The organism is Leclercia barmai (assembly GCF_049312895.1).
In the GTDB taxonomy this organism is placed as follows: Bacteria; Pseudomonadota; Gammaproteobacteria; order Enterobacterales; family Enterobacteriaceae; genus Enterobacter; species Enterobacter barmai.
On the sequence record NZ_JBMNWZ010000001.1, the window covers coordinates 346,198 to 373,190 of the forward strand.

A 26,993-nucleotide genomic window follows, 5' to 3' on the forward strand; every position below is an offset into this window, starting at 1 on the left:
GCCATGTTTACCTTTATCAAAAAAGTGATCAAAACCGGCACGGTCACGGAGTCGTATCCCCTGGCGCCGATTGCGGTGGATAAAAATCTGCGCGGCAAGCCGGAGCACGACCCGCAGCAGTGTATCGGCTGCGCGGCCTGCGTGAACGCCTGCCCGTCCAACGCCCTGACGGTGGAGACGGACCTACAGTTCGGCCAGCTGACCTGGCAGTTCAACCTTGGGCGCTGCATCTTCTGCGGACGCTGCGAAGAGGTCTGCCCGACCACCGCCATTAAGCTCTCTCAGGAGTACGAGCTGGCGGTGTGGAGCAAAGCGGATTTCCTGCAGCAGTCGCGCTTTGACATCTGTAACTGCCGGGTCTGCAAACGCCCCTATGCGGTACAGAAAGAGATTGATTACGCGATTGCCCTGCTGCGCCACAACGGCGATAAGCGCGCCGAATCGCATCGCGAGAGTTTTGAAACCTGCCCGGACTGCAAGCGCCTGCAGGGGCTGACCCCGGCGGACAAGATCCAGCTGACCCGGGAAATGGAGGAAGCGACACGATGAGCGAACTGTTAGGGCCACGTAACGAGCAGGGGATGCCGGTCCCGGTGACGGTGGACGAGTCCATCGCCAGCATGAAGGCCTCGCTGCTGAAAAAAATCAAACGCTCCGCCTACGTCTACCGCGTGGACTGCGGCGGCTGCAACGGCTGCGAGATTGAGATCTTCGCCACCCTGTCGCCGATTTTCGACACCGAACGCTTCGGCATCAAGGTGGTGCCATCCCCGCGCCACGCCGACATTCTGCTGTTCACCGGGGCGGTGACCCGCGCGATGCGCTCCCCGGCGCTGCGGGCGTGGGAGTCCGCGCCCGATCCGAAGATCTGCATCTCCTACGGGGCCTGCGGCAACTCCGGCGGCATCTTCCACGACCTGTACTGCGTCTGGGGCGGCACCGACAAAATCGTCCCGGTGGATGTTTACATCCCGGGCTGCCCGCCGTCGCCAGCCGCCACCCTGTACGGCTTTGCCATGGCGCTGGGGCTGCTGGAGCAAAAAATCCATGCCCGCGAACCGGGGGCACTGGACAACCAGCCCGCCGAGATCCTGCATCCTGAGATGGTGCAGCCCCTGCGGGTACGCATCGACCGCGCCGCGCGACGTCTGGCGGGCTACCGCTATGGCCGCCAGATCGCCGACGACTTTATGCGTCATCTGATCGAGGGCGACGCGAGCGTGGCCCGCTGGCTGGCGAACGAGAACGATCCGCGCCTGAACGAGATCGTCGCCAACCTCATTGAGGTGGTCGGGCAGGAGCGTGTGTGATGAGTGAGATGGTGGTATTCAGCCAGCTCAGCCGCAAGTTCATTGACCAGAATGACGACACTCCCGCCGATGCCCAGCAGGTGATCTACTACGGGCTGGCCATCGGCCACCATCTGGGGGTGATTGACTGCCTGGAGGCAGCGCTCACCTGCCCGTGGGAGGCCTATCTGGACTGGATCGCCACCCTGGAAGCGGGGAGCGAGGCGCGGCGCAAAATGGAGGGCGTGCCGCGCTACGGGGAGATCGTCATCGACGCGAACCATATCGTGATGCTGGCCAGCGCCTTTGACGCCGCAATCGCGCGCCAGACGGCGCAGCAGCAGGAATGGAGCCGGGCAATGCTCGTTATGCTCCAGGCCATTCACCAGGAAAACGCCATCTACCTGATGGTGAGGAGGCAACGTGACTGATGTTTTACTCTGCGTCGGCAACAGCATGATGGGCGACGACGGTGCCGGTCCGCTGCTGGCCGAGATGTGCCGGGAAGCGCCGCGCGGCGACTGGGTGGTGTTCGATGGCGGCAGCGCCCCGGAGAACGACATCGTGGCGATCCGCGAGCAGCGCCCGGCGCGGTTGTTGATTGTGGATGCCACCGACATGGGGCTCAACCCCGGCGAGATCCGCCGCATCGACCCGGACGACATCGCCGAGATGTTTATGATGACCACCCACAACATGCCGCTGAACTACCTGGTGGATCAGCTGCGCGAAGATGTGGGGGAGGTGGTATTTTTGGGGATTCAACCGGATATCGTTGGGTTTTATTATCCGATGACGGAGGCGATTAAAGCTGCGGTTGAGAGGGTTTATGAAAGTTTGTTAGACCGGGATGGGGTGTGGGGGTTTGGGGAGTTGTAAAGGAGCTATTCTGTACGGATCTAACAACTGAATAGCTGATATTTGCCGAAATCCACAGCGGGAAACCAACAGACCACGTTTAATTCGGAAGCCGCGTAAGCGGCTTTTTTATACATGCCGTATAATTCCTGCGCTATTTCTGTATAATCCACACTAAAAATATGGATTTACAACAAGGAGATGTGGAAATGGCTATTCCTGGCAACATGTGGCTTTACGACGATGGCGGCGCTCTAATTAAAGGTGGCTGCGATGTTCAACACCGTGACTACAGCATTGAATTCAAGGGTTTTCACCATAACTTATCCATACCAACCGATAATTTTACCGGTAAACCAACAGGCCCGCGCCAGCATTCGGTAATGCTGATCACCAAAGAGTTCGATCCCTCCTCCCCATACTTGTATAAAGCAGTAGCCACCGGCCAGCGCTTAGTTAAATGCGAACTGAAATTCTATAAAATTAATGATGCAGGTCAGGAAGCGGAATACTTCAATATTCTTCTTGAGGGCGTTCGTATTGTTTCAGTTACCCCTACAATGGCTTCTCCGGAAGATCGGAATAACAATCACCTTGAATCGGTGGAGCTTCGCTACGAAAAAATCACATGGAAGCATAACGATAGGAATATTATTTTCACCGATGCATGGAACGAGCGCCAGACGGCTTAACGAGGTGAGTGGATGGATACCACAGAAGAAAGAAACGGAACGTACTTTTATCACGGTCAATCTAACCTGACGGCTGGAGAACTATTTGATGTGATATTCCTCGAGCAATTTTGTGATGAATTGGGGCTAGGCGTTTCGGCAGGTGCTGCTATCCTTGCTGGTCAACCATGGCTGGAAACAAGAACGAAGCCAGGAACGGCTATCAAAGGAACGAGTGTTGTCTCTAAGTATGCGCGAATGCTGCTTAAGGACACAAAAGTACCCTTTGGCTTGAGAGTTAAAACACCCGTCGGTATAAGTATGAGGAAGACTACCAGCCTCGCCGCTGTCATTGCTCGTTATGTTCCGTGGATTGGCTGGGTTGGTCTGGTCAATTCATTGTACCAAGTCTCACGTAAGACTCAGGCAAAATACAACCTGATTGCTCGCCCTAAAGACCGTATTCAGTTCACATCTTTTTGACGCAAAAATATGACGATCGCTAATCAGGTACTTGAATTATTCAACGAAGAGATCTCGAAGGAACTCGACAATAACGGCAAAGAGGTCATGCTTGTACTGGATTCTGATTTATTTGACGTGCCAGGAGATGATCTACACCACGTCTTAAATAAGTACGAACAGATATTCAAAGTGGATCTGTCAAATGTGAAGTGGAGTTACTATTTCCCCTGGCAGAATATTCCTCGGCTAAAACGATGGTTTGGTAAAGTAAAACAGAAAGACGTTGAGGCAACCCGCTTACCACTTACTGTTCGTATGTTCGCTGAATCCGCCGAAGCGGGTAAATGGTTATTTGATTAAGCTACGCCAGCAGGACCTGGATGTTTAATTGATACCGCCCAGTTCTGCTAGCTGTTCGAAATCCGAACAGCATGATGGGCGACGACGACGTCGAGATGTTTATGATGACCACTCACAATATTCCGCTGAACACCCTGGTGGATCAGCTGCGCAGGGATGTGTGGGAGGTGGTGTTTTTGGGGAGTTGTAGCGCGTAACCACTAAGGTGCCTCTCTGGAAATGCCCGGTGGCGGCTAGCGCCTTACCGGGCCTACTTTTTGATAGAGCGGGTTTTGTAGGCCGTGCAAGGCGTCAGCCGCCGCCCGGCGGAAGCAAGCACAATGTTTAAACCAGATTGCTGACAGCGTGTACCTCTCTACCGGGCCTGTGCCTGTGTTTTTTATTTGTTCTGATTTTCATGAAGTGGTAAACCGAAATTAATTTTGACGGGTATATGAGAATGGGAGTTAAGGCATGAGGTTGCGTGAAAGTGCAGGGAAGATATTTATGCTCGCAGCTGTGGTCAGCCTGGCGGCAGGTTGTGCGCCGTTACAGCCTTCTGGCTGCCATAAAACCACCGCGATGGGTAGTTGCAGTTCTGGCCGCTGGGACGATCAGGATGAGTGGGGTGCGCAGGCGCGGGGGATTAAGGCGGCGATAGAAGAGAAAATCGCTGAGCCAGAACGCTGGAAGGGCAAGAAATGCAGGCTGCATATGGAGTTTGCGCAAGATGGTAGGGCGTTGAAGGTATCTACTAGCGATGGCGATAAAGGGTATTGTGAGGCGGTGAGAATTGCTGCCCAAAAAGCGAAGTTCCCGGCGTTTAGTAATCCGGAGGTTTATCGGGATTTTGATAAGGTTGGGTTTGATATGCGGGGGTAGGGGGCAGACTGCTGGGGGATGTCCGCTTCGTGCCAGGAGCGGACGTTGCAAAAAATCACTTTATAACAGAATATTCAATGTTTATAAGGTCGAACCATAGACGAAAAGGGAAGACAGCGTTATAAAGTGTGCTTCAGTCATGTAGCTATAGGTTATACAGTGAGTCGTCACAAAAATAGAGTATATGTTGCAAAAAGTGGGCCCAGATAACAGTCCTCGAAACCGGTAGTAAAACGGCATTGTTAAACTAATTTTAGCTTTCTGAGGCGTGATCGCAGTTAAAAAAGTAATGTGGGGCTTTATTCTTTCCGAGCTAGACAAAGAAGGGAAGGCTAAAATTTGAGATGAGCCATAGTTGAGTCTTGCTGTTACTCTTTCTAATTAATATAGAAACAAGGTGAATACAATGATTGATGAATTAGATGATTTGATTATTGAAAGTAATAAAGAACAAGTTGAAAGCGCTGGTAACGATATAGACGTCGGTGAGCTTGTTGTTTATTCCAGAGACTGGACGGTTCAGACAATTCTTCATCAGATTGAGGAAGGGAATATTGATTTGAACCCTGACTTTCAACGAAGAAATGTATGGGATAACGATAAAAGATCAAAACTTATAGAGTCATTACTTGTGGGGTACCCGGTACCCGAAGTAGTTTTGGCTGAAGTTATAGGCGAAAAGAAAAAATACATGGTCATAGATGGAAAACAGAGGCTTCTAGCTATAAATGGCTTCATCGAACCTAGTTTTAATACATGGGATGGTAATGCTAAGTTAAGAAATCTAACAATTAAAAAATCAATTGAAGGGTTGAAGTTTTCTGAATTTTCTAAAGACGACGCTAGACTCTTACTTAATGCTGATCTACGCTGCACTATACTTTCAGGTTATAAGGATTATAGCGTCCTATATGATATATTTTATAGGCTAAATACTGGATCTTCACCATTGTCTATGCAGGAACTGAGGAACTCAATTTACAAGGGTGATTTTAGTAATTTCATTACAAGGCATACAGATAACGATTTGCATCTGCATAAGATAATGAAGCTTAAATCATCTGATAAAAGATATAGAGATGTTGAAATTTTACTGAAGTTTTTAGCATTAAATCTAAATCCAGAAAAATATAATGGTTCTCTTAGGGTCTACTTAGATAACTTCACTAAATTCATGAATGATAATTTCGCATCCAAAGAAATTGGTGTATGTAACTACCTTAATCTTTTTAATGAATCATGTAAGGTGCTTGTCGACCTTTTTGATGGCGAAGAAACAAAAGTAGGTAGAAAGTGGCTTCCTATTGAGGAAAGATGGGAATCAAGATTTAACCGTACATTTTTTGAGGTTTTAGTTAACTATATTGCTAGTACAATACAGAACTACAACGCAGATGATTTAATTGAAAAGAAATATGAATTTATTGATTCTATCAAATCTCTTTTTGATAATGCTGAATTTGTTGTGGCAATTGAGTCAACCACAACAGGTAAAGAGCAGCATGTAAGAAGATTTAGGTTGGCTTATGAAAGATTAAATTCTTCATTGGGATTGAGTAATGAGATCCCATCAACCTTAAGGTGAAAAAATGGAGATCACCTTATTAGATGATATGTATTACACTCTGCATACGGCAAATGATGCCTTGTATGAGCGTTTTCTTAAAAAACACATGAACGGTACTGGTAGTGTTGAAGAATTTAAATTGGACACAAGAAGTTATTGTGTTCTATTACATGCGGCTCTAGAAAATTTTGTTGAGGATGTCAGTTTTTTTGTCGCTAAATATGCTTTCTTCCTGCTTAAGGAACATGGGGAAATAACTATACCACTGATGTTTTTATTAAATGGGACAAAAATTTATGATGACAGATTTGTTACGAAGGGCGATGTCGATGACAGCGATGATGATAGTTATCATATAAAAAAACATGTTGTTGAGTTTATTGTTGATTGTGAAGTGAAGACTATTATGAAATGGAGAGATGTCATCACTTCCAATCATGGAATAAAAACAAAGCATTTAAATTCTGTTCTTCAGTCTGTAGGTATTCATTGTGACGTTGAAGATGCGAATTTTTCGTCGTGGAAAAATTTCTCTTCGTACAGGGGATCTTTTGCTCATTTAAGTGAGCCGTATTTGTCTGATGATTCTAGTTCTTCAGCTATAAAAGAATTATCCCCTGAATATGCTTTTAAGTATGGTAATGAGTGCGTTGATTATAGTGTAACTATTATCGAAGAAGCGAAGCGAATACTTTCTGGTAAACAATATGTTAAGAGTATTGTTGATGAATTAATTCAGGCTCGAACAGAGAAAGCTAAAAAACTGGCAGAAGAAAATGTTAGGAAAAAAGCTGTTCAGGAGAGAGAAACTCTCGAAAGTGAAGAAAAGAAAAAGCTTAAAGATATTAAGGACAAGGAGAAAAAAGAAAGGAATATATATTTAACAAATCAGTTGGATGTTTTGTTAATGCATATAGATTCAAATCCTGAAAAGTATGGTGAATTGCATCTTGCGCTCTTTCCTCAGAGAGGAGACTAGAGAAGACAGTATCAGATAACAGTCCTTATTATTGAGGGCTGTTTTTATAAGGCGGAAAATAATTCTGTATACCTGCCACTGCATGAAAGGTGATCGCTCAGGCGGTCACTGAACTCGCCAATAAAACAGTTCATCGACAGTTCTGGATCGGCATACTCTATTTTTTTCGTAGCATCTCTGACTGCCAGATAAATCATTTTTCGCACCGAGTCGTCAGTCGGGAACACCTTACTAACCTGCACCCTGTTGATCCATACAGAATGCTGTTAGCAATGTCCGCTTCTCGCTCTCAAAAGACATTCGTTGTTTCTCATATGCAACAATCGATGTTATTAGCTTATAAAAATTGAAGACCATCCCCATAACGCTAACTTTGTCTTCAAACAAACTAAGGGGCCTGCCACAGCCCCTTATCACATCCTAAAATCAAATCGAGTTCACCGCATTCACCCGCACTCAATGCACGCTGATAAACGGCTCCTTCACATACTCATCCAACAACCAGACCAGATCATGCAGCAGCCCCGCCAGTTCTTTCTCTACGCTTCCGGGCAACGTTCCACCCAAAATTGCCTGCACCAAAGCTAGCGCATAATCCACCTGGGGAGCGGTATCCTGCCAGCAGTCCGGCATACAGGAGGTGAATGTTTCCCCCTGAATCAAGTGCGCGAGAATGTGTGGCGGGAGATCCGCATCGCAAAGTTCACGCAACTGGCGCAGGGCGTGCAGCAGACGTTCGCAGAGCGCAGTGCGGGATGAACTGTCGTCGGTTTCAATCAGTATGCTCACCAGCGCAGCGCAGTGATCGGCGACCTCAAAGATATCCGATTCAGCTGTAAGGGGCAGGGGGATGAGTTGATCAATAACGCTTTCGTTAGATTGCGGGTAAGTCAGGGTAAGGATAGTAGTCATAATGACATCCTCTATATGCTATTTAAATTAGCCACCCTATGAGTTCCTACGCTCGGGGAGGCAGCGCTGACGGAGGTAGGAATACCGCGCATATAGAAAACGGCCAGCCTCTCGGCTGCTCCGCCAGCGCCACCGTGATTGTAACGGGATAAACGCTGCCACGACATAGTGAATGTCGATATATGCTCGGGTTCCTACGCCCGGTTGCAGATGTGCCGCAACGCAGTCACTTTACGAGCCTGTTTACGGGAATAAAAGCGTTAACCCTGAATTACAAAGGGTTACTTTGAGGTTTGCGAGGCGCCTTCCAGAAAGGCCATGCCGGGGCGCTTCGCTTGCCCGGCCTGGGATGCTACCGGCAATGTGCGAGAGGCCGCTTTAAAGTCTTCCGGCTGCGTTTTCATCTCCGCAACCGGAAAGCAGAATGCGTGAATGATTAAAATGCTATCGCGACGTCTAATTGACCTGTAACACCGTCGCTGTGAGTATCTGCTGAGAGATAATCCACGCGCGTCGCGACCTTGATGTTACGGTATTCCCCGCTCAGACGCAGACCCGCTTTGTACAGATTTTTGCTGCCGAACGAAGAGGTTTGATCAACACCAATTCCATAAAGCGTCCCGTGACTGCTCGCGTTATCGTCATTCAGCATACGTTCATAGCCCACATTGATGCCCGGCGTTAGCGCCCAGCTTCCCACCTGTTGCGATAACAGGGCTATGCCCAGATCGGCGGTTGCGCTGGTTTGTGTTTCATTAACGCCTGCCATATCCAGCGCCAGTTCACTGCCTTTCTCCTGAAATCCATCAATCGAAAGGTGAGTGATCTGCACTCCCAGCGCGGGATCGAGCGTCAGTGAGGATGCCGTTGTGAGCCAACCCACTGAGGCGCGACCGCTGTAGTACTGACCACTGCTGTCCCCCTGAGCCGTCCCTAAGCCACCCCCCAGATGTCGCTCGCTCTCATAATCGATGTATCCCGCACTCCCTTGTATACCCGCCCACGGACCGCTATTGAGTGAACGGAAACCATAGCGAGCACCGAGCGTTGCCGAGGTGGTATGCGTTTTCACCTCCCCTCCTGCCGCAGAAACAGAGCCATGGCTGTAACCGATGGCACCGTTAGCGGTTGCGGAGTCATTAAAGCGGTGCGTGACGCCAACAAGCGCTCCGTTGGTATGCTCATTACTTGAACTTGCGCCGTCGTGGCTGTCTGTTCCAAGGTAACTTGTCAGCCCTTGCAGCCAGACCTGAGACTGCTCCGTTTGAAGGTTGCGGCCCGTAATCTGTGGCGCAATGGCATCGTACTGCCGCGATGGCTGGCGCAGCAGATAGCTTTCGGCATCAGCATGAACCTGGCCGCCAATTTGTTTTTCCACGCCGCCTAAGGATCTGTGATCGATGGCATTCTGGAGATAATAGTTGTATGCGGTGTAGTGTCCGGAGAGTGCCGAATCCTGCAGAGCATTTAGCGCGCTGGCCCCGGCCCCCGCATTGCCAGACAGATTTTCCTGACCGGGCAGCGTCATATAGCGCACCATCTTGCCTCTGAGCACATAAATTGTGGCCTGGTCGAGACCCAGCCCGTCTTTGAGATAACTGTCCATTGAACCATAGCTGGCGACGACCTGATCCAGGCCTGCCTGTAACCAGTTTGCCCGCACACCCATCAGTGCGCCGTACGTCTCTTTCATCGAGGCCGGGAGCATGGCGACGGTGGCATTAAGGCGTGCCGCTGTGTAATCGTTGGTGGCGAGATAGTTCGCCATAATATCGTCCTGACTGACGCCCGCTATTGATTGCAACACCGCACTAATCCACCCCGTGCGATCCTTGCCAGCCGTGCAATGATAGAGCGCAGCCTCATCCGCGTTAGCCAGCTCCCGAAAGACTTCGCCGAGTCCCTGACGGGCATAATCGCTGGTGACAAAGTTACGCTCTCCGTCTTCCATCATTGCGTCCACATCGCCGACGGTCATCTTACTGAGATCAATCACGAACGTGCCGTTATTCCCGATGAGATCGATGTTCACATATCGACTGCCATCAGGCAGCGTATCGGCCTGCGCGGCCACTTCCGACGGGGATCGCACATCAATCACCGTGGAAATCGCCAGGCTGTTGAGCGTGGCAAGATCGTCGCCCTGCGGCGTCAGAGCATTGGAGCGATAGAACACGCCGGAGCGCATCTCACCGTTATAGGTGGTGGTGTAGGCCGTATCGATTCCGGCGACATCACGGAAATTATCGATCCCGGCGAGACGGGGCGTGGTGAGGACAGTTTCAGCCTGAGCGGTAGTGCAGAGCAGGCAAATCAGGACAGCCAGAGGACGTGCGGACGATTTCAAAGCAATACTCCTTGCAATTAAATGTTAACAAGGCGCGGAGTATATTGAGGAAATGTTGCGTTAATGTTGCAAAATAAATCATCTTATTGATTGTGAAGGGTGACGAGTGATGCGCCTTCCAGAAAGGCCATGCCGGGGGCGCTTCGCTTGCCCGGCCTACGATGCTTGCTGCGCCTTCGGCTGCCACAGCGAACGCGCCAGAAATGTCATCATCATAAGTACAGATCAGGAATGGTTGTTAAATCAGCCAATCTTCCAGAACGGGCGACTGCAGATTTTTTTAACATTCCAGTATTTGACCTGGTTGTTGCCATATTTATTGACGACTTCATCGGAGTTTACGGCCGCGTCAGGAACAAAGTCTGCAGGGACCTGAACAGCCTTGTTTCCTGAGACGATATAGTAATACTTTCCAGCTTCGGGAATGATTGAGGAGTGAGTGCTTTGAATAAATCGTCCGGAACTTTCGAGTTGCGACACAGAGTACAGGACATCCGGTTTTACCTTACTTACCACTATGTTCCCTTTAGCCTGAAAAACATTTGAGTCAAGTTCATAGCGATCGGACATATCGTAGCAATTATCTTTGCTGTTGAGGGTATAAGACCCCAGATAGATGGTCCCTACATTAGAGATTATTGTGCAGGCACCAGCACAAGCCTAATAACAAAACTAAAAAATGCAGTTCTGTTGGCCTGTGCTGGCGCGCCTTAGCCTTCCCCTTATCCGATCAGCACAAAATCATGCATATCGACGGTGTTAGCCTTTACGTTCTCCAGCGTAATGATATTGCCATTAGCAGGGTTGCCGAGGGTAATCAGGGTGCTGTTACCCGCTCCCCCGGCAATACTGACGCTGCTGGCAAAATTCGCCGCGCTAATGCCCAACGCACTCAGATCGAGATAGTCCTGTCCGCCGCTGGGATTGCTGTCGAAGCCGCCGGTAATACGGTCTCGCCCGAAGCCTGCGCTAAAGACGAAGGTGTCATTTCCTGCCCCCCCGTTCAGGGTATCGTCACCCTGGCCGCCCTCGAGCCTGTCGTTACCCGCTCCGCCTGTCAGCTTATCGTTACCCGCTCCGCCCTGAAGGTTATCGGCGCCGTCACCCCCATCCAGGGCGTCATTTCCCGCGCCGCCGTTCAGCTGGTCGTTTCCTCCCATCCCATACAGCGAGTCATTGCCGCTGCCACCGGTGATGGTATTGGCAGTGGCATTCCCTTTGCCGGTGAAAGCGCCTGTCCCGGTGAACGCCAGGGTTTCAACGCTGGTGGTCAGGGTGTAATTGTTGAGGGTGGTCTGGACAACATCATTGGTCCCGCTATTGAGATCTTCCTTAACGACATCCTTGGCGTTATCAACCAGATAAATATCGTCTCCGGCACCGCCTGCCATGGTATCGGCACCTGCGCCACCCTCGAGCCTGTCGTTGCCCGCTCCGCCTGTCAGCTTATCGTTACCGGTCCCGCCCTGAAGGATGTCGGCACCGTCACCTCCATCAAGGGTGTCATTACCGCTGCCGCCGTTGAGGCTATCGTTGCCGGCTCCCCCGTTGAGCGTGTCGTTACCGGCCCCACCGTTCAGCACGTCGTGACCGATCCCGCCATTGAGGATGTCATTGCCGTTCCCGCCGTTGAGGACGAGGTTGTTGTTGGCAACAACCGGCGGTTTACCGAGCTGGCTGGTCCCGAAGATGTCCTCGGGAAGATTGGTCAGGCCGGTGTTGCGTGCCACGATGGCGGCAAAGCCCTGCTCCTCGAGGACGTCGTAGAAGTCCAGATGCTCCACGCGGTCGATATAGTAGAGCCGGTCACCTTCCTGAATGCGGTCAAGTTGCTCGTGGATGATGACCCAGAAGGTCTGGCCCACCACGCCGCCATTGATGTGCTTCTCGGCGAGTCCGCCCACGAACAGATCCACCCTGTCGATGCCCTTGACGGTGTTGCCGTTAACAAACTGATAGCCAGGGTTGGCCGCCAGGAAACCGGCAATCTGCGAATCCTCCAGCACGAGGTCCGGATAGGCCTGTTTGAACTGCGCAATGACGGTGTCGCTGAGGTTGTTCCGGGCCTGGAAGTCCTCCCATGAACTGTATGGCGTGAGATCGCCGGCAAAGCTGACCGCCTCCTTCACGTAGGGATCGCGGGAGGCAAGCAGGTCGGCGCGGATCTGGTTCATCGAACCCAGACCAACGTCCCACTCGCGGGCGACGTCGAAGGCGAACACGTCAGCACTCATGCGCACCAGGTCGTTTCGCACAGCGTCGACGATATTGACGTCGACCTCCTCCGCCGCCTGGACAACACCTCCGGCGATGATCCCGGCGGCACCCAGTTGCTCATAGCCTGGTTTTGGAGAGTAGGGCAGTTGCGATGCAGGGAATTTGAACGCGCTGGTGTCGTTGGTCGGGTTGAGGAAGGCGTCGAACAGCGGCATCTCCGTGGCATTGCCCTGCGCGTCGAGCACCGTCAGCGTCTGGCCGATCAGCGAATGACCGAACCGGTAAGCGGCCACCGCGAACTCGTGCGAGACGCGTGCATCCGTTTCCGGATTGTACTCGACGAAGCCGTGATCGCCTTCGCCTCTCATGCCGCCCAGCAGCTTGTCGGCAAAATCGGTGTAAATAACGCGCTGATATTCCGCCTCGTTGATGATCTTGGCCGCCTGGAACAGCTCTTCCGCGGTTCCCACAAATCCGGCCTCGAGCAGTCCGTTGACGTGGAAGTTGTGGTTCCGCGCCCAGATGTTGTGCACCGCAGTGAGAGCAATGTTCTCGTTCGCCCGTCCGTCACCCGCTACGTAGTGGTCGAGCAGGTTGATAAAGGGGTTGGTGTCGAGCAGCAGCGCAAAGCCGCTTCCCATGAAATTAGCCGTCATGGCAGGAAGCATCGACTGGTTGATCGCGCCATTGCTGTCGACCAGCCCGGCGTAGTACTCCCGGAAGGTGGCGTTGTGATCCCCCGGCAGCGAGGTGTCGGAGAACAGCGTGTTGTTGTTCCAGTGATGCAGGATCAGTTCTCTCAGCGTGGGCAACAGCTTGAAGTTCGGATTAGAAGGGTCAAGTCCGCCCTCCAGCAGCTTGCCCGTAAACCCGCCCAGCCCGTCGCCTTCGCGCAGGAACTGGCCGACGAGCTCGTTCGAGCCGTAAGTCTGGTTCTGGTCAGCGAATGGCGAGGTCTTATTGAGATGCTGCGGGATGCCGTTGGCATCAATGCTGTCAACGGTGCCGCGCGTCAGGTCGGCGGGATTGGGCACCGAGCCCGGCGCGCCAATCTGGATGGTTCCGTTCCCGCCCTTGGCGAGGAAATCGAGACCGTGATCGAAGTACTGACCGAAGGCTGTGAACAGGCTGTTCACGTTGGCGGCGTTGCCGGAAAGCTCTGCTTCCTGGGTGCCAAGGGCATCGCTGATGGCACGCGGATCCAGCCCGGCGAACAGGGGGTTGATGTCGCGGTTGTGCGTCGTCTCGTTGTAAGCGCCGTAGTGCGCGTCGGTGAGTCGTATAAACGGCTGATCGGCTGAACCATAGTCAAGGTGAGTACGGTTATTGCCGGTGCCTTCGAGATCGCGGATCCCGAGAGCATCGTTGTCTTCACCGCCTTCACGCCCGTTGACGAGCTCCTTCAGGCTGGCGACATCGCTGGCAGTGAGCGGGAAGGCACCGTCGCCGGCTACATCGTCTTCGCCGCCGCCCCCGGCATCATCGTCGTCCGCCGAGGATTTCTGGCTCGCCAGGATGACGGGGTCGGCCGCTTTTTTCACTTCAACCGTGGATAAGAGGGTGGCGGTCTGGTCAGGGATAATCTTTGACGGCGGCGACGCTGTCCCGGTGTATTCCGCTTTATAGGAGGGAGCAAACAGGCGCTGGAAGCTGTGATCTGTCGTATCAGGCTTGTCCTGTCGTGTGACCAGATTACTGAATCCAACATCAGGGGGGCTCGTACTGACTGGCACCTGGTTGAGTATATTGGCGTTGGCTCCGTCGAAATACGCTTGAGTTATCGCGTTTTGCTGGAGGAGATATTTAAGGTCATGCTTTTTGACATTGTTCATGTTCATTACTCTCAATAATGATTATGACAAGGCATGGAAATGCGCAGCCCGCATTACACGCCTGGATTTGCTAAATAACATATGCACTTAGCTTCTCTTGTTATATCGCGACGCGTCCCTGGCTAAATTAATAAAGTCAAAAAGCAACAGCCTTCAATAACTATCCAGCGATCCAATAACAGATGTGAACTTTTCCAGGAAGATATTTGAGGAAACCCCCGATAATAATTGATTATTAATTTGGCCAGGTTAAAAACAATAAGATAAAAGTTTAAAGACAGTTCTGATAAATAATACGTTACTATCACCGCTTCGCTGTTATGGCGAAACGAACGTATATCCTGGGTAATTATAATAATCGTAAGCGTGCTTATTTATTCGCGAAAATAAGTGAGTGAATAGCGTTGTATTATCACAGGATGGTCATTCACTACCCCAACGTCACTCCTGTCATCGTCACTTCTGACGACGACACCTCGCCATCAAACAAAATCCCTTTAAATTCAACAAACTAAATTCTGGCGCGATTTATGCATACCTTCCCGCGCTTATAATCATTGCCGGAGTTAAAGGATGAATCGCTTTATCATTGCCGATGCCAGCAAATGCATCGGCTGTCGTACCTGTGAGGTGGCCTGCGTTGTTTCCCACCACGACACCCAGGACTGCGCGTCGCTGACCCCGCAGAACTTCCTGCCGCGCATTCACGTCATCAAAGGCGTCAACGTCTCCACCGCCACCATGTGCCGCCAGTGCGAAGACGCCCCCTGTGCCACCGTCTGCCCGAACGGGGCGATCACCCGCGATAACAATTTTGTGCACGTCCACCAGGAGCGCTGCATCGGCTGCAAAACCTGCGTGGTCGCCTGTCCTTACGGCGCGATGGAAGTGGTGCTGCGTCCGGTTGTGCGCAGTATCGGCAGCGGGCTGAACGTGATGTCGGAAAAAGCCGAAGCCAACAAATGCGATCTCTGCCATCACCAGCCGGACGGCCCGGCGTGCGTGCAGGCCTGTCCGACCAACGCCATTGTCTGCATCGACAGAAAAAAACTTGAGCAGCTGAGCCTGGAGAAACGCCGTCGGGCGGCTCTGGACAATGTCTCTTCCATGATGCTGTAAGCATTGCTTTCTTTTCACTTTTAGCAGGTCTGTTACTGATGAAAAAAATCACCAGCGTTTGCCCTTACTGCGGTGCGGGCTGCAAATTAAAACTCGTCGTTGAGAACAATAAAATCGTCCGTGCCGAAGCGGCAGAGGGCGTCACTAACCAGAATCAGCTGTGCCTGAAGGGCTATTACGGCTGGGACTTCCTCAACGACACCCGCATCCTGACGCCGCGCCTGACGCAGCCGATGATCCGCTACCAGAAGGGCGGCAAGTTTGAGCCGGTCTCCTGGGATGAGGCGATTCGCTACACCGCCCGGCGTCTCGGCGAGATCAAGGCGAAGTACGGCCCGCGCGCCATCATGACCACCGGCTCGTCGCGCGGAACGGGGAACGAAACCAACTACGTGATGCAGAAGTTTGCCCGCGGGGTGCTCAACACCAACAACGTCGACTGCTGCGCCCGGGTATGCCACGGGCCGAGCGTTGCCGGGCTGCAGGAGACGCTCGGCAACGGGGCGATGAGCAACTCCATCAGCGATATCGAACACTCAAAATGCCTGCTGATCTTCGGCTACAACTGCGCCGACTCGCACCCCATCGTCGCCCGCCGGGTGATCAAAGCCAAACAGAACGGCGCGAAGGTGATCGTCTGCGATCCGCGCAAAATCGAGACAGCGCGCATCGCCGATCGCCATCTGCAGATCAACAACGGCTGCAACATGGCGCTGGTCAACGCCTTCATCTATACGCTGCTGGAGGAGAACCTCTACAACAGCGACTACGTGGCGCGCTACACCGACGGGCTGGAAACGCTGCGTAAAACGGTGCGCGACTACGCTCCGGAAAATGTCGAAAGCATCACCGGCGTCAGTGCCCGGCAAATCCGCGATGCGATGCGCATTTACGCCGCCGCGCCGTCCGCCACCGTGATGTGGGGGATGGGCGTCACCCAGTTTGGTCAGGCGGTGGACGTGGTGAAGGGGCTCTCGACCCTGGCGCTGCTCACCGGCAACCTCGGGCGCGAACACGTGGGCGTTGGCCCGGTGCGCGGCCAGAATAACGTCCAGGGGGCGTGCGACATGGGGGTGATCCCCAACCAGTTCCCCGGCTATCAGGACGTGACCGACCCGCAGGTGCGCGAGAAGTTTGCCCGGGCATGGGGCGTCGATCCTGCGCGGATGGATGATCAGGTGGGCGTGCGCATCACCGAAGTGCCGCACCTCGCGCTGGAAGGGAAGGTGAAAGCCTATTACATCATGGGGGAAGATCCGCTCCAGACCGAGGCGGACCTGGGCCTGGTGCGCAAAGGCTTTGCCGCCCTCGATTTTGTGGTGGTGCAGGACATCTTCATGACCAAAACCGCCGAGGCGGCGGACGTGCTGCTCCCCGCCACCTCCTGGGGCGAACACGGCGGAGTCTTTACCTGCGCCGACCGCGGCTTCCAGCGCTTCGAAAAAGCCGTCGAGCCAAAGTACGACGTCAAGCGCGACTGGGAGATCGTCAGCCTGATCGCGACAGAGATGGGCTACCCGATGCACTATCGCGACAACCAGCAGATCTGGGACGAGATGCGCGAGCTATGCCCGCTGTTCTACGGCGTGACGTACGAAAAAATGGGCGACATGGGGCACGTCCAGTGGCCTTGTCCGACGCTCGACCATCCGGGCACGCCGTGGCTCTACGAGGGCAACCGCTTCGACACGCCGAACGGTAAAGGCCAGCTGTTTGCCGCCCCGTGGCGCAAACCTGCGGAAATGCCGGACGCCGACTATCCGCTGGTGCTCTGCACCGTGCGCGAGGTGGGGCACTACTCCTGCCGTTCCATGACCGGCAACTGCGCCGCGCTGCAGGCCCTGGCGGATGAGCCGGGCTTTGTGCAGATGAACCCGCAGGATGCGGCAAAACTGGGTATTCAGGATCGCCAGCTGGTGTGGGTCAGCTCCCGTCGCGGGAAGGTGATCAGCCGGGCGGACGTCAACGAGCGCATCAATCAGGGCGCGGTCTACATGACCTATCAGTGGTGGATTGGGGCCTGTAACGAGCTGACCCAGGACAACCTTGATCCCATTTCGAAAACGCCGGAAACCAAATACTGCGCGGTCAAAATCGACGCCATCGCCGATCAGCCCTGGGCGGAAAATTACGCCCAGACCACCTATCACGACATGAAAACACGCCTGCGTGAGGCGGTAGAGAGTTAATCAATGAGTACAAACGGCACGCTGGTGCGCATTCGCGGCAAAGTCCAGGGGGTGGGATTCCGTCCCTGGGTCTGGCAGGTGGCGCAGCAGCTGGGGCTTAAGGGCGACGTCTGCAACGATGGGGCAGGGGTGGAGGTGCGCCTCGTCGGTGAGGCGCAGGCTTTTATCCGCCAGCTTGCCGCCGGATGTCCGCCGCTGGCGCGCATCGACGACATCAGCCAGCAGCCCTGGCGCTGGGCGCAGCGCCCGGTGGACTTCACCATTCGTGCCAGCGCCCACGGCCAGATGACCACCCAGGTGGTGCCGGATGCCGCCACCTGCCCGGCGTGTCTGGCCGAGATGAACGATCCGCACGAGCGCCGCTACCGCTACCCGTTTATCAACTGCACCCACTGCGGGCCGCGCTTCACCATTATCCGGGCGATGCCCTACGACCGCCCGGCCACCACCATGGCGGCGTTTGCGCTCTGTCCGGCCTGCGAGGCGGAGTACCGCAACCCCGCCGACCGGCGCTTTCACGCCCAGCCGGTGGCCTGTCCGGACTGCGGGCCGCAGATTAGCTGGGTGAGCGGTGCGGCGCGTGAGGAGCGGGAGCCCGCCCTGCAGGCCGCTGTGTCAATGCTGAAACAGGGCGGGATCGTGGCTATAAAAGGGCTGGGTGGCTTCCATCTGGCCTGTGATGCGCAAAACCCTGCGGCGGTAAATACCCTTCGCGAGCGTAAGCGCCGCCCGACTAAGCCGCTGGCGGTGATGATCCCCGAGCGTCTGGCGGTGTGGCTGCCTGCTGACGTGCAGGCGCTGCTGCGCTCCCCGGCCGCGCCGGTGGTGCTGGTGGCTAAACACACGCTGTTTTGCGAGGCCATCGCCCCCGGCCTTAACGAGGTGGGGGTGATGCTGGCCGCCAACCCGCTCCAGCATTTATTGATGCAGGATCTCGATCGCCCCCTGGTGATGACCTCGGGCAACCTCAACGGCTGTCCGCCAGCGTTGACCAACGACAAAGCCCTGCGTGATCTCGCCGGGATCGCCGACGGCTGGCTGCTGCACAACCGCGATATCGTTCAGCGCATGGACGACTCGGTGATGCGCGCCAGCGGCGAAATGCTGCGCCGCGCCAGGGGCTTTGTGCCGGATGCGCTGCCGCTGCCGCCCGGTTTTGAGCATGCGCCTTCGCTGCTCTGTCTCGGGGCGGATCGCAAAAATACCTTCTGCCTGGTGCGCGGCGGGCAGGCGGTGCTGAGCCAGCATCTGGGGGATCTGCATGATGACGACGCACAGGCCCAGTGGCAGCAGGCCCTGACCGCCATTCAGGACATCTGGCAGTTTACCCCCGAGCGGGTGGTGACCGATGCCCATCCCGGGTATCGCTCCACGCAACTTGGTCAACAGATGCCCTGTCCGCAGCATCGCGTGCTGCATCACCACGCCCACGCCGCGGCCTGCATGGCGGAGCACGGCTGGCCGCGCGACGGCGGAGATGTGATTGCCCTGGTACTGGACGGCATCGGCCAGGGCGAAAACGGCGCGCTGTGGGGCGGGGAGTGCCTGCGGGTGAACTACCGCACCTGCGAAAAGCTGGGCGGACTGCCTGCGATGGCGCTGCCCGGGGGCGATCTGGCCGCGCGCCAGCCGTGGCGCAACCTGCTGGCCCAGTGGCAGGCGTTTGTGCCGGAGTGGCCGACCCTGCCGCAGGCCGCCCTGCTGGAGAATAAACCCTGGCAGCCGCTGGCCCGGGCCATCGAACGCGGGATCAACGCGCCGCTGGCCTCCTCTGCCGGGCGGTTGTTCGACGCCGTGGCTGCGGCGCTGAACTGCGCCCCGGAACAGATGAGTTATGAAGGGGAGGCTGCCTGTCGGCTGGAGGCGCTGGCCCTGAGCGCCGCGCCGCAGAGCCATCCGGTTACGATGCCGGTGCGCGACGGCGAGCTGGATATGGCCACCTTCTGGCGGCAGTGGCTGAGCTGGCAGGCGTCTGACGCTGAGCGGGCGTGGGCCTTTCACGATGCGCTGGCTAGAGGGCTGGCGACGCTTGCGGGCGAACATGCCCGGCAGCGTCAGCTCTCCACCATTGTGTGCAGCGGGGGCGTGCTGCACAACCGCCTGCTGCGGGAACGTCTGCAGTTCTGGCTGAGCGATTTTACCGTGCTGTTTCCCGGGCGGCTTCCCGCCGGTGACGGGGCGGTGGCATTTGGGCAGGCAGTGATTGCCGCCGCGATTTTTTCTTGAATCTGGATCTGACTATGTACATGAAATATTTCAATAACCATCCGAAAGCCATGGCGCTGATGCTGGCGTTAATCGCAACCAACATTCTGGCCTGGGCGCTGGCCTTTTACCTCTTTCACGCCACGCCGTCGCTGCTGGCGGCCAGCCTGCTCGCCTGGTGCTACGGGCTGCGTCACGCGGTGGACGCCGACCACATCGCCGCCATTGATAACGTCACCCGCAAGATGATGCAGCAGGGCAAACGCCCCTGCGGCGTGGGGGCCTGGTTCTCGCTCGGGCACTCGACGATTGTGGTGCTGGCCTCCATTGCCATCGCCGCCACCGCCACGGCGTTCAGCCGCAATATGGCGTGGTTCCACGAAACCGGCGGCACCATCGGGACGGCGGTCTCCGCCTTCTTCCTGCTGGCGATGGCGCTGGTGAACCTGGTGATCCTGCGCGACGTCTGGGGCAGCTTTAACAAAATGAAGCGCGGCGAAAGCGTGCCGGATGCGGTGTCGTTTGCGCAGGGCGGGGTGATGAACTGGCTGTTCCGCTCGGCGTTCCGCCTGGTCACCCGCAGCTGGCACATGTATCTGGTGGGCTTCCTGTTCGGCCTCGGGTTTGATACTGCCACCGAGATCGGCGTGCTGGGGATCTCCGCGGCGGGTGCCTCCAGCGGCATGTCGGTGTGGGCGATTATGGTCTTCCCGCTGCTGTTCACCAGCGGCATGGCGATGATCGACACCCTCGACAACCTGATTATGGTGGGCGCGTACGGCTGGGCCTTCAACAAGCCGCAGCGCAAGCTCTACTACAACATGACCATCACCGGCACCTCGGTGGTGGTGGCGCTGTTTATCGGCGGGCTGGAAGCGCTGGGTCTGCTGGCGGATAAGCTGGGCCTGGAGGGCGGCCTGTGGAACGGCGTCGCGGCGCTGAATGACAACCTCGGCAACGCCGGGTTTATCGTGGTCGGGCTGTTTGTCGCCTGCTGGCTCATCTCCCTGATTAACTACCGCTTCAAAGGCTACGACGCCCTGGTCGTCCGCTAACGTCATCCCTGTCCGTTCGTCATGACACTTTTGACGAACGGACCTCTTTCCTTCATTTATCCATCTGTTTTTCAATGACTTAATTTAATGTTTCAGGCTGGCATAGTTAATGCATAGCGCTGGGGACATATTACCAACGGAGTAACACCGATGAAGAAAGTCGTCACGGTTTGCCCCTATTGCGCATCGGGTTGCAAAATCAACCTGGTGGTCAATAACGGCAAAGTCGTCAAGGCTGAGGCAGCACAGGGTAAAACCAACCAGGGCGATCTCTGCCTGAAGGGGTATTACGGCTGGGATTTTATCAACGACACCAAAATCCTCACCCCGCGCCTGAAATCGCCAATGATCCGTCGCGAGCGCGGCGGCAAGCTGGAAGCCGTCTCCTGGGACGAAGCGCTGGACTACGTTGCCGGCAAGCTCAGCGCCATTAAGGCCGAGCACGGCCCGGACGCGATCATGACCACCGGGTCATCGCGCGGCACCGGGAATGAAACCAACTACATCATGCAAAAATTTGCCCGCGCGGCAGTCGGCACCAATAACGTCGACTGCTGCGCGCGCGTCTGACACGGCCCATCGGTTGCAGGTCTGCACCAGTCGGTCGGTAACGGCGCAATGAGTAACTCTATTGTCGGTATTGAGAATGCCGATATGGTCTTTATTTTTGGCTACAACCCGGCGGATTCGCACCCTATCGTGGCGAATCGCGTGATCAAAGCCAAACGCAACGGGGCGAAGATTATCGTCTGCGATCCGCGCAAAATTGAAACTGCGCGCATTGCGGATATGCATCTGGCCCTGAAAAACGGCTCCAACATTGCGCTGCTTAACGCGATGGGGCACGTGATTATTGAAGAACAGCTGTACGACCGCGCGTTTGTGGCGGCACGTACCGAGGGCTTCGAGGAGTATCGCAAGATCGTCGAAGGCTATACGCCGGAGTCCGTTGAGGCGGTCACCGGGGTCAGCGCGGCGGAGATCCGCCAGGCGGCGCGGATGTACGCCGCGGCAGAAAACGCGGCGATCCTCTGGGGAATGGGCGTGACCCAGTTCTATCAGGGGGTGGAAACCGTGCGCTCGCTCACCAGCCTGGCGCTGCTGACCGGCAACCTCGGCAAGCCGTCCGCGGGGGTTAACCCGGTGCGCGGCCAGAACAACGTGCAGGGCGCGTGCGACATGGGTGCGCTGCCGGATACCTATCCGGGCTATCAGTACATCAATAAACCGGAAAACCGGGCCAAGTTTGCCAAAGCCTGGGGCGTTGACTCGCTGCCTGCCCATACCGGGTATCGCATCAGCGAGCTGCCTCACCGGGTGGCCCACGGCGAAGTGCGCGCCGCGTACATCATGGGGGAAGATCCGCTCCAGACGGACGCCGAGCTCTCTGCGGTGCGTAAGGCGTTTGAGGGACTGGAACTGGTCATCGTGCAGGACATCTTTATGACCAAGACCGCTGCCGCCGCCGATGTGATCCTGCCGTCCACCTCCTGGGGTGAGCACGAAGGGGTCTACACCGCCGCCGACCGGGGATTCCAGCGCTTCTTTAAAGCGGTCGAGCCGAAGTGGGATCTGAAAACGGACTGGCAGATCATCAGCGAAATCGCCACGCGGATGGGCTACCCGATGCACTACAGCAATACCCAGGAGATCTGGGACGAGCTGCGTCATCTGTGTCCGGATTTCTACGGTGCCACCTACGAGAAGATGGGCGAGCTGGGTTATATCCAGTGGCCGTGCCGTGACGAGTCCGAGGCCGATCAGGGGACCGATTACCTGTTCGAAAAAGAGTTCTCCACCCCGAACGGGCTGGGGCAGCTCTATACCTGCGACTGGGTCGCGCCGATCGACAAGCTGACGGAAGAGTATCCGCTGGTGCTCTCGACCGTACGTGAAGTGGGGCACTACTCCTGCCGCTCGATGACCGGTAACTGTGCCGCGCTGGCAGCGCTGGCCGACGAGCCGGGCTATGCGCAGATCAACACTGCCGACGCGAAGCGTCTCGGCATTGAAGATGAGGCGCTGGTGTGGGTCACCTCGCGTAAAGGGAAGGTCATCACCCGCGCGCAGGTGAGCGATCGACCGAACAAAGGTGCGGTGTATATGACCTACCAGTGGTGGATTGGTGCCTGTAACGAGCTGGTGACGGAGAACCTGAGCCCGATTACCAAAACGCCGGAGTATAAGTATTGCGCCGTGCGCGTGGAGCCGATCGCCGACCAGCAGGCTGCGGAGCAGTATGTGATTGATGAGTATCATAAGCTGAAGACGCAGCTCAGGGAGATGGCGGTTGGGTAACCGGATGGTTTTGAGGTTTGTTGTTTTGTAGGCCCGTGCAAGCGGAGCGTCGCCGGGCGGGGTTTATTCCCTCTCCCCTTTGGGGAGAGGGTCAGGGTGAGGGGAACACATCGCACCGCAACAACAACGCCGGGTGGCGGCTACGCCTTACCGACCTACAGTCTGATGCTGGTTTTGTAGGCCCGTGCAAGCGTAGCGCCGCCGGGCGGGTTTATTCCCTCTCCCCTCTGGGGAGAGGGTTAGGGTGAGGGGAACATGCGGATGCTGTGGTGGTTCCGTTCACCTTACGTTCGCTGCTTCTCTGTAAACCACGTCAACCGTGAACGTGTTAAGGGGGTCGCCACCCCCTTAACAATCCCGGCTCCCGGCAAAGAAAATCGCCGCTTCGCGGTGCCCTCAGCTTATTCCCTCCGGCTATCGGGTCGGGCGTGATCCTACGTCCCTGTAGGTCACGCCCTCTCGGCGCATCCCTGCGCCTCGCCCCGGCCTGCGGTCAACGCCTCAGCGATTTTCAGCCGGACTCTGGTGTCGCTGTAAGTCTTTTATTCTTTTCACTTTCTTCATCGCTGGCTTTTGGGCTTGGGGTTTTGTAGGCCCGTGCAAGCGCAGCGCCGCCGGGCGGGGTTTATTCCCTCTCCCCTTTGGGGAGAGGGTTAGGGTGAGGGGAACACATCGCACTACAGCAACAACGCCGGGTGGCGGCTACGCCTTACCCGGCCTACAGATGGATGCTGGTTTTGTAGGCCCGTGCAAGCGGAGCGCCGCCGGGCAATGCACGGAGCCGCGTGGAGGGAGAGGGGAACACATCGCACCGCAACAACATCGCCGGGTGGCGGCTACGCCTTACCCGGCCTACAGATGGATGCTGGTTTTGTAGGCCCGTGCAAGCGGAGCGCCGTGGAGGTGAGGGGAATACATCGCACCGCAACAACATCGCCGGGTGGCGGCTTCGCCTTACCCGGCCTACAGATGGATGTTGGTTTTGTAGGCCCGTGCAAGCGCAGCGCCGCCGGGCGGGGTTTATTCCCTCTCCCCTTTGGGGAGAGGGTTAGGGTGAGGGGAATACATCGCTCCGTAACAACATCGCCGGGTGGCGGCTTCGCCTTACCCGGCCTACAGATGGATGCTGGTTTTGTAGGCCCGTGCAAGCGGAGCGCCGCCGGGCAATGTACGGAGCGGCGTGTAGGGTGAGGGGAATACATCGCACTACAGCAACAACGCCGGGTGGCGGCTACGCCTTACCCGGCCTACAGACGGATGCTGGTTTTGTAGGCCCGTGCAAGCGGAGCGCCGTGGAGGGTGAGGGGAATACATCGCACCGCAACAACAACGCCGGGTGGCGGCTTCGCCTTACCCGGCCTACAGAAGGATGTTGGTTTTGTAGGCCCGTGCAAGCGCAGCGCCGCCGGGCGGGGTTTATCCCCTCTCCCCAAAGGGAAGAGGGGATAAACCGGGCACGGTGCGATAACAAAGAAAAAGGCAACCTAAGTTGCCTTTTCACGCTCATCAGAACCGCGTATTCACACTCATAAACCAGGTCCGCCCCGGCTCATAATAGGTATACGCCCCAGCACCATACATATACGCCCCCGTCGTGGTATTCCCGGTCGTCTGGGCATTACCCGCACGCCACTGGCGTTTGTCGAAGACGTTATCCACGCCGCCGGTCAGGCTAACGTATTTGGTCACGTCCCAGGTCGCGCTCAGGCCGACGATGCTGTACGGGCTCACTTCATCCGTCTCAGACCCGACCGCCGGCTCACCTTTGTAGTTGTATTTCTTCGGCTGCTGCTTGCCGTACCAGGTGAAGGTGGACTGCAGCGACACATCCTGCTGTACCTGCCAGCTCAGGGTTGAGTTCAGCGTGTACTCCGGGATGATCGACAGACGATCGCCGGTCTCCTTGTTCTTGCTTTGCAGCATGTAGGTGATGTTGTTGGTCCAGTTGATGGCGTCGCTGACCGGCACGTTCAGGGTGCCTTCCAGACCTTCTACCACCGCCTTCGGCACGTTTTCCCACTGATAAATATCGGTTTTCGTCTTACCGGCAGAGGTCTGCCCAATCGGCGCGTAGCCCGCTTCAATCTTGTCGCGGTAGTCGTTGCGGAACCAGGTCACGCCCGCCAGCCAGCCGTCGCGTTTCCACTCCAGGCCGATCTCTTTGTTGATGCTGGTTTCGGCTTTCAGATCCTCGTTACCCAGCATGTAACAGCCCACGCCGTCGGCGCTCGCATAGCAACCCTGGCCCTTGCTGTAGAGCAGGTAGTTCGGGTTGGTCTGGTACAGGCTCGGCACTTTATAGGCCCGGGCGATACCCATCTTCAGGGTGAAATCATCCCCCAGCCCCTGAGAAAGGTTCAGGGACGGGCTCCAGTTGTTGCCAACGATGGAGTGATGATCGAAGCGCAGTGCCGGGGTCAGCATGGTGCTGTCGGTCAGCTCCATGTTGTTTTCCGCGAACAGGGAGAAGATTTCCGCATCGGAGTACGGGCTGCGGTTGTCGGTCATCCCCGGGATCGCACCGCCCTGCAGGGCCTGGCCGTTGGAGGACATATCCTTCATCCGCTGCTGATCCCACTCGGTGCCCAGGGTCAGGTTCTGGTTGACGATAAAGTCGATCGGCAGATTGATTTCGCTGTGCAGCATCACGTCGGACAGATCGGTGTCGGTGAACTTATCGCTGTTAAACAGCCCCTCCAGTCCGCCAGCCAGCCCTTCGCCCAGGCGGGAGTTGCGGGTGTGTTCGTACTGCGCCCAGTTGTTGGTGGTGATACCGTTATCCCAGCCGCCGGTCCAGGTCAGAGCGAAGTTCTGGCGATAGATACGGTTGGTCTCTTTGCCGTAATTTTTCTTCACCAGCCCGTTGCTGCTGTTGTCGTTGTTGGTGTTCTGGGTATCACCGGCATAGAGGTTGTTCTGACGGCTGTAGCCTGCCTCAAATTGCAGGGCCTGCATCGGGGCGAATTCCCAGCGCAGCACGCCGTTAACGTCTTTATTCTCAACGCCTTCGCGTCCGGCTGGCAGCGTGTCGGCATAAGCGCCGGTACGCTCAGACTCATGACCCTGGTTGATATCCCAGGCGTCGGCCTGGGTTTTATCCAGGTTGCCGTACAGACGGAAGCTGAACGCGTCGCCCAGCGGACCGCTGAGGCTGAAGTTAGTGCGTTTGGTGGAACCCTCTTCGTTATGCTCAGGGGCATTCAGGTAGGTGTTCCAGGAGCCATGCCACTCGTTGCTCACCTTTTTAGTGATGATGTTCACCACGCCGCCCGCCGCGCCGTTACCGTAACGCGCCGCAGCCGGACCGCGGATCACTTCAATGCGCTCGATCATCTCTGGCGGCACCCAGCCGGTATCGCCGCGGGTGTCACGCTCGCCGCGCCAGCCCAGACGGATCGAGTTACGGCTGGTCACCGGCTTACCGTCGATCAGGATCAGGGTGTTTTCCGGGCCCATGCCGCGAATATCAATCTGGCGATTGTTGCCGCGCTGGCCGCTGGTGGAGTTGCCGGTGAGGTTGACGCCCGGCATGGTACGGATGATCTCGGACACGTCGCGCGCCGACGGATTTTTACGGATCTCATCGGCGGTGATGGTGGACACGCCAGGCGCCTGCAGGTTCTGCTCGGCGGCAGTGATCACCATCGTATCTTCGTGCCCGGCGGTTTCGGCTGCCATCGCAGGCAGTGCCACACCATAAATCCCCAGATTGACCAGTAAGGCCAGTGAGTGAAGCTTGTTATTCATTGTATATCCTGCTTTTCGATGC

At 55.9% G+C, this 26,993-nt stretch carries 20 protein-coding genes and 1 pseudogene; 16 read left to right on the forward strand and 5 right to left on the reverse strand.

What is annotated here, in order from left to right; genetic code table 11:
- Positions 1-3: 3 nt before the first annotated feature.
- The 11 genes and pseudogenes from ACOYA6_RS01585 to ACOYA6_RS01635 all read left to right on the forward strand — a co-directional run bounded on the left by ACOYA6_RS01585 (position 4) and on the right by ACOYA6_RS01635 (position 7,050).
- Entirely contained in the window at positions 4-549 is a 546-nt protein-coding gene (locus tag ACOYA6_RS01585) for a formate hydrogenlyase complex iron-sulfur subunit (RefSeq protein ID WP_139564506.1), read from the forward strand.
- Entirely contained in the window at positions 546-1,310 is a 765-nt protein-coding gene (locus tag ACOYA6_RS01590) for an NADH-quinone oxidoreductase subunit B family protein (protein ID WP_039031430.1), read from the forward strand. The genes ACOYA6_RS01585 and ACOYA6_RS01590 overlap by 4 nt, the downstream gene beginning before the upstream one ends.
- Entirely contained in the window at positions 1,310-1,720 is a 411-nt protein-coding gene (locus ACOYA6_RS01595) for a formate hydrogenlyase maturation HycH family protein (protein ID WP_422653910.1), read from the forward strand. Before ACOYA6_RS01590 ends, ACOYA6_RS01595 begins: the two co-directional genes overlap by 1 nt.
- Positions 1,713-2,168 carry a hydrogenase maturation peptidase HycI gene (hycI, locus tag ACOYA6_RS01600; protein WP_422653911.1) on the forward strand — a complete coding sequence of 152 codons (456 nt, stop codon included), beginning with the start codon at positions 1,713-1,715 and terminating at the stop codon, positions 2,166-2,168. Before ACOYA6_RS01595 ends, hycI (ACOYA6_RS01600) begins: the two co-directional genes overlap by 8 nt.
- A 188-nt stretch (positions 2,169-2,356) precedes the next feature.
- Positions 2,357-2,839 carry an Hcp family type VI secretion system effector gene (locus tag ACOYA6_RS01605; RefSeq protein ID WP_422653912.1) on the forward strand — a complete coding sequence of 161 codons (483 nt, stop codon included), beginning with the start codon at positions 2,357-2,359 and terminating at the stop codon, positions 2,837-2,839.
- Between the two features lie 12 nt (positions 2,840-2,851).
- Positions 2,852-3,301 (forward strand): STM2901 family protein, encoded by a 450-nt coding sequence (locus ACOYA6_RS01610; RefSeq protein WP_139564510.1) that lies wholly within the window; start codon positions 2,852-2,854, stop codon positions 3,299-3,301.
- A gap of 9 nt (positions 3,302-3,310) precedes the next feature.
- Positions 3,311-3,643, forward strand: a complete 333-nt coding sequence (locus ACOYA6_RS01615; protein ID WP_422653913.1) for a DUF1493 family protein — start codon at positions 3,311-3,313, stop codon at positions 3,641-3,643.
- An 80-nt stretch (positions 3,644-3,723) separates the two neighbouring features.
- Positions 3,724-3,825: pseudogene (gene hycI, locus ACOYA6_RS01620) on the forward strand (hydrogenase maturation peptidase HycI); the annotation flags it as partial.
- A 271-nt stretch (positions 3,826-4,096) separates the two neighbouring features.
- A complete protein-coding gene (locus ACOYA6_RS01625) occupies positions 4,097-4,504 on the forward strand; it encodes a cell envelope integrity TolA C-terminal domain-containing protein (RefSeq protein WP_422653914.1) in 408 nt (135 codons plus the stop codon).
- A gap of 406 nt (positions 4,505-4,910) precedes the next feature.
- Positions 4,911-6,089 carry a GmrSD restriction endonuclease domain-containing protein gene (locus ACOYA6_RS01630; RefSeq protein ID WP_422653915.1) on the forward strand — a complete coding sequence of 393 codons (1,179 nt, stop codon included), beginning with the start codon at positions 4,911-4,913 and terminating at the stop codon, positions 6,087-6,089.
- A 4-nt stretch (positions 6,090-6,093) separates the two neighbouring features.
- Positions 6,094-7,050, forward strand: coding sequence for a HEPN domain-containing protein (locus tag ACOYA6_RS01635; protein ID WP_422653916.1), 957 nt, complete (start codon positions 6,094-6,096; stop codon positions 7,048-7,050).
- A gap of 456 nt (positions 7,051-7,506) precedes the next feature.
- Here the strand turns inward: ACOYA6_RS01635 and ACOYA6_RS01640 are convergent, their stop codons facing one another.
- The 4 genes from ACOYA6_RS01640 to ACOYA6_RS01655 all read right to left on the reverse strand — a co-directional run bounded on the left by ACOYA6_RS01640 (position 7,507) and on the right by ACOYA6_RS01655 (position 14,259).
- A complete protein-coding gene (locus tag ACOYA6_RS01640) occupies positions 7,507-7,962 on the reverse strand; it encodes a hypothetical protein (RefSeq protein WP_422653917.1) in 456 nt (151 codons plus the stop codon).
- A 436-nt stretch (positions 7,963-8,398) separates the two neighbouring features.
- Positions 8,399-10,309: a tyrosine-protein phosphatase gene (locus ACOYA6_RS01645; protein ID WP_422653918.1), complete on the reverse strand. Its 1,911-nt coding sequence runs from the start codon at positions 10,307-10,309 to the stop codon at positions 8,399-8,401.
- Between the two features lie 243 nt (positions 10,310-10,552).
- Positions 10,553-10,879 (reverse strand): hypothetical protein, encoded by a 327-nt coding sequence (locus ACOYA6_RS01650; RefSeq protein ID WP_205735738.1) that lies wholly within the window; start codon positions 10,877-10,879, stop codon positions 10,553-10,555.
- Positions 10,880-11,031: 152 nt separating this feature from the next.
- A complete protein-coding gene (locus tag ACOYA6_RS01655) occupies positions 11,032-14,259 on the reverse strand; it encodes a peroxidase family protein (RefSeq protein WP_422653919.1) in 3,228 nt (1,075 codons plus the stop codon).
- Positions 14,260-14,931: 672 nt separating this feature from the next.
- Between ACOYA6_RS01655 and hydN the strand changes: the two genes are divergently transcribed.
- From hydN to fdhF (ACOYA6_RS01680), 5 genes are all read left to right on the forward strand, one after another.
- Positions 14,932-15,477, forward strand: coding sequence for an electron transport protein HydN (gene hydN / locus ACOYA6_RS01660; RefSeq protein WP_139564519.1), 546 nt, complete (start codon positions 14,932-14,934; stop codon positions 15,475-15,477).
- A gap of 38 nt (positions 15,478-15,515) precedes the next feature.
- A complete protein-coding gene (gene fdhF / locus ACOYA6_RS01665) occupies positions 15,516-17,666 on the forward strand; it encodes a formate dehydrogenase subunit alpha (RefSeq protein ID WP_422653920.1) in 2,151 nt (716 codons plus the stop codon).
- A 3-nt stretch (positions 17,667-17,669) separates the two neighbouring features.
- A complete protein-coding gene (gene hypF, locus ACOYA6_RS01670; protein WP_422653921.1) occupies positions 17,670-19,892 on the forward strand; it encodes a carbamoyltransferase HypF in 2,223 nt (740 codons plus the stop codon).
- Positions 19,893-19,912: 20 nt separating this feature from the next.
- Entirely contained in the window at positions 19,913-20,926 is a 1,014-nt protein-coding gene (locus ACOYA6_RS01675; RefSeq protein ID WP_422654495.1) for a HoxN/HupN/NixA family nickel/cobalt transporter, read from the forward strand.
- 150 nt (positions 20,927-21,076) lie between these two features.
- The gene (fdhF, locus tag ACOYA6_RS01680; RefSeq protein WP_422653922.1) at positions 21,077-23,224 is read left to right on the forward strand and encodes a formate dehydrogenase subunit alpha; all 2,148 of its coding nucleotides are present in this window, start codon (positions 21,077-21,079) and stop codon (positions 23,222-23,224) included.
- 1,506 nt (positions 23,225-24,730) lie between these two features.
- Here fdhF (ACOYA6_RS01680) and ACOYA6_RS01685 read toward each other — a convergent pair.
- Positions 24,731-26,971 (reverse strand): TonB-dependent siderophore receptor, encoded by a 2,241-nt coding sequence (locus ACOYA6_RS01685; protein WP_422653923.1) that lies wholly within the window; start codon positions 26,969-26,971, stop codon positions 24,731-24,733.
- Positions 26,972-26,993: the final 22 nt, after the last annotated feature.